This window comes from Butyricicoccus sp., from assembly GCF_050872565.1.
Taxonomy (GTDB): domain Bacteria; phylum Bacillota; class Clostridia; order Oscillospirales; family Butyricicoccaceae; genus Butyricicoccus_A.
In genome coordinates, this window is record NZ_JBNMHC010000224.1 from 1 (window position 1) to 3,661 (window position 3,661).

4 protein-coding genes are annotated in these 3,661 nt (G+C 50.7%); all 4 read left to right on the forward strand.

Going from position 1 to position 3,661, the window contains the following annotated elements; translation table 11 throughout:
* On the forward strand, window positions 1-346 hold a 346-nt coding region (locus tag ACR0P9_RS09035; protein ID WP_432619377.1), incomplete at its 5' end, for an FHA domain-containing protein.
* Window positions 347-357: 11 nt separating this feature from the next.
* Entirely contained in the window at window positions 358-1,812 is a 1,455-nt protein-coding gene (locus ACR0P9_RS09040) for an FtsW/RodA/SpoVE family cell cycle protein (protein WP_432619379.1), read from the forward strand.
* Complete coding sequence (locus ACR0P9_RS09045; RefSeq protein ID WP_432619381.1) at window positions 1,712-3,121, forward strand: penicillin-binding transpeptidase domain-containing protein; 1,410 nt, start codon at window positions 1,712-1,714, stop codon at window positions 3,119-3,121. Before ACR0P9_RS09040 ends, ACR0P9_RS09045 begins: the two co-directional genes overlap by 101 nt.
* A 115-nt stretch (window positions 3,122-3,236) precedes the next feature.
* A partial coding sequence (locus tag ACR0P9_RS09050) for a GH25 family lysozyme (protein WP_432619383.1) occupies window positions 3,237-3,661 on the forward strand: 425 nt, incomplete at its 3' end.

Below are 3,661 nucleotides of genomic sequence, written 5' to 3' on the forward strand. Positions count from 1 at the left end.
AGCTCCAGCTCGCGCAGCTTCTTCTACCCCGCTGGAATTTTTCATCGTGTATCAGGGTCGTCGCGTGCCGGTAACGCACTACCCGTTTACTATCGGCAGCCGCAACGACAACGATTTGATTGTCACCGACTCCACCGTTTCCCGTCAACATGCAGAGCTGTTCCGCAAAAACGGACAGGTATGCCTGCGCGACCTCGGTTCTCTGAACGGAACCATCGTCAACAAGGTACCGCGCTCTGAAATCGTCATCGTTGGCGGTGAGCGCATTCAGCTCGGCACAACCGTGCTGCAGATTGAACGCGCGATGGACGACGTATCCGATGACACACAGTATATTCGGAGGTGATGTAAGCTACCATGGCACAAAAGAAAAAAGTAGCAAAAAAAGTACAGAGAACAACACAGAGACCGGCTCGTGCGAGTAAAAAGTCCCTCGGCATCCAGATGCTGATACTGTTTATTCTGTTCCAGCTGGTTTCTCTTCTTACGGTTCAGATCTCTGGACGAGGCACAGCCTATATTTATATGATGCTCCCGCTGATGGTCATCACATATGGCGGCTGGCTGTGCGTCAATCGAATGCACGCGGATGTTCCGTTTTTCTTGGACACTGCGATCCTACTGACATTCGGCACCATGATTCAGTGCCTGCTGCTCAAGCAGGACGAGATGCCGACTTCCCTGATGGTCATTTATGCTCTGGCAGCCGTTGCCGGAGTCATTGCCGCCATCGTATACAAACACGCGCCGTTTATCGCTTCGGCATCCGGTATTGCCGTTTTGATGGTACTGTCTGTCATTCTGTATATGGCAACGCTGCTCATCGGTAAGGCTGTCGGCGGCGGCGTGCGAAACTGGATCAATATCGCCGGTTTTTCGCTCCAGCCATCCGAGTTCAACAAGATTATTTATGTACTCGTCATGGCAGGTCTGCTGTGTACCAAGGACAAGCCGGGACGCAAGCGCATCTGGTATGCGATTGTCTTTACGCTGGTAAATCTCGGTTTCTTGGGCATTCAGGGCGAGTTTGGTACCTTCCTGCTCATTCTGTGCACGTTCCTGTGCATGATTTTCCTGTTTGTCCCGGACATTAAGGTATTTGCCTCTGTCACGGCAATCATCGTTGCGGCAGGTGCCGCAGCTGCTGCCTGCGGTATGTCTCTGCTCAAGATCACCGGCGGCAAGAGTGACTTCGGTCCGATGCAGTTTGTCCTCAATCAGGTACAGAAAATTGCCAATCGTTTTATCTACTGGCGTGACCCAGCGAAGGACGCACAGGGTGCCGGTTATCAGATCCTGCAGGGACGCAAGGCACTGCTCAATTCCAATCTGTTTGGCAGCACAACAACAACGCCGCTGTCCAATCCGTCCAACGACATGGTATTCCCTGCTTTGACGGAGCGATGCGGTCTAATTATTGCGGTCATGATCTGTGTGATTTTCGGCCTGCTGCTCATTCGCGGCAGCCGCATCTACTATCATTGCAGCGACCGATACCATCAGGCAGTCAGCGCAGGTCTGAGCTTGCAGCTGGTCATTCAGGCGTTTATTATCATCGGCGGTTCCACAGGCATGATGCCGCTGACCGGTATCACGCTCCCGCTGATTTCTCGCGGCGGTTCTTCCCTGATGGCAACATTTATCAATATTGCGGTGATCCTCGTGATCTCCGCCGGAAACCTGTGGAACGGAAGGAGGGATTACACCAGTTATGACTCCAAGCTTCAAAAAGCGCGTACAGTGCATTCAAAGCGCGTTTCTCATCTGCGCAATCGCAATCGCGGCCGGTCTGGTGTGGACGACGCTCGGTAATCCGGAAAGCCGTGAGGCCGCCCGTCAGGAAACCTTACAGCGCACCTATATCCGCGGTACTATCACAGACCGCAACGGCACACCGCTGAGCTGGTCCAATAAAGCCAACGGCTATCGCAGCTATATCGACGGAGAAACCAAGCAGCGTGCATTTTCTACTGTCGTCGGATATTATTCTCCGTCATATGGTACCTTTGGTCTGGAAAAGACCTTTAATACGCAGCTGATTTCCAGCAAATGCAAATCCGGCGAGAAGCAAGTCGGCAACACCGTGCAAACCACATTGGATACCGATTTGCAGACCGCAACCTATTCCGCTATCTCTGACATCGCAAACGGTGCCGCTGTCGTTCTTGATGCAAAGACCGGTGAAATCGTCTCGATGGCATCGACACCAAGCTTTATCCAATCTGACCTGGAGGATAATTGGTCAGAATACACGCAGAAAACCGGTTTGTTTTTGCCAAATGCGTATAAATCAACCTTTGCTCCGGGTTCTGACTTCAAAATCATCACTGCTTGCGCGGTTATCGATAACGGCGTAGACGGCACCAACGTCAACGACCGTGGTTCGTACACCTTCAAGAACGGTCAGACCATCACAAACTATGACAGCCGTTCCTTTGGCTCTATCGGTTTGAAGGGTGCTATCCGCAACTCATCCAACGTGTACTTCATCACCAAAGCATTGGAGATGGGGGCAGACAATCTAGAAGCCAGCCTGCGCAAGTTTAAGCTCGGCGAAGATATTCCGTTGGATTTTACCACGCTGACCTCAAATTTGGATTTTGAGGACAGACGCGATGAAGTTGTCGGCTCCATTGCCTTCGGCCAGGGCAGAACCGAAGTCACGCCGCTGTACATGGCAATGGCTTGTCAGTCCATCGTCAACCACGGCACGATGCTCAAGCCGTATTTGATTAAATCCGTCACCGCCGGAAACGGCACCAAGGATGATACGTATAAAGATTCTGCGGAAGAGCTGACGACAGTCACCTCAAAGGAAACCGCAGACCAGGTTGTCTCCTGCATGGAAGTTGCCGCAGATCATTATGGCTTCGGCTATTATGGCGATCAGGGTTGGCACGTTGCTGCAAAGACCGGCACCGCACAGACCGGTAAGAGCACCAACGCATGGATTGTAACTTCTCTGCTGGATTCCAGCAACGAACCGCAGTATGTCGTCGTTATCATGGCTGCGGATCAGCACCATGACGGCATCTATTATAAGAATCAGATTGAGGATATTTTCAATGCAACCGCAAAGTATGATGCATCCAAATCGTCTGATTCTAACGCTCAGAACTAATGCAAGAGTTTCCCGAACAGCAGTCTCGCACTGCTGTTCTTTTTTTGTCGAACGCTTGCATTTTTCGATCGTCTATGCCATACTGTTCTAAATCAGAAAAGGATGGTGTGTCTTTATGAAATCCAAGCGACTGCTTGCAGCCCTGTTATCCTGCTGCATCTGTGGTTCTATCACCGCGTTCGCCGCACAACCACAACAACCACACACAGAATCTATTCCCTATGATTCCGATATATTCAGTCAAGTATTTGCCTCTTCTACTACCCAATACAGTCGTTTTACCGGTCAAAATTATACCTTGCCGGATGGCTACACGGTATATAACGGCATCGATGTGTCTAGTTGGAATAGTTCGATTAACTGGAATGCCGTCAGCAAAGACGGTGTCGATTTTGCATTTCTTCGTGTCGCCTTCCGCGGCACAAAAACAGGTGATTTACGCGAAGATCCGAATTATTCTACATATTTGACCGGTGCATCCTCTGCTGGCATTCCTATCGGTGTGTATGTCTTTTCTCAAGCGCTCAATACAGCAGAAGC

What these genes read in the sequence shown, in the direction of transcription:
- ACR0P9_RS09045 (WP_432619381.1), top strand. Translation starts at nt 1,712, where the DNA reads ATGACTCCAAGCTTCAAAAAGCGCGTACAGTGCATTCAAAGCGCGTTT.
- ACR0P9_RS09040 (WP_432619379.1), top strand. Translation starts at nt 358, where the DNA reads ATGGCACAAAAGAAAAAAGTAGCAAAAAAAGTACAGAGAACAACACAG.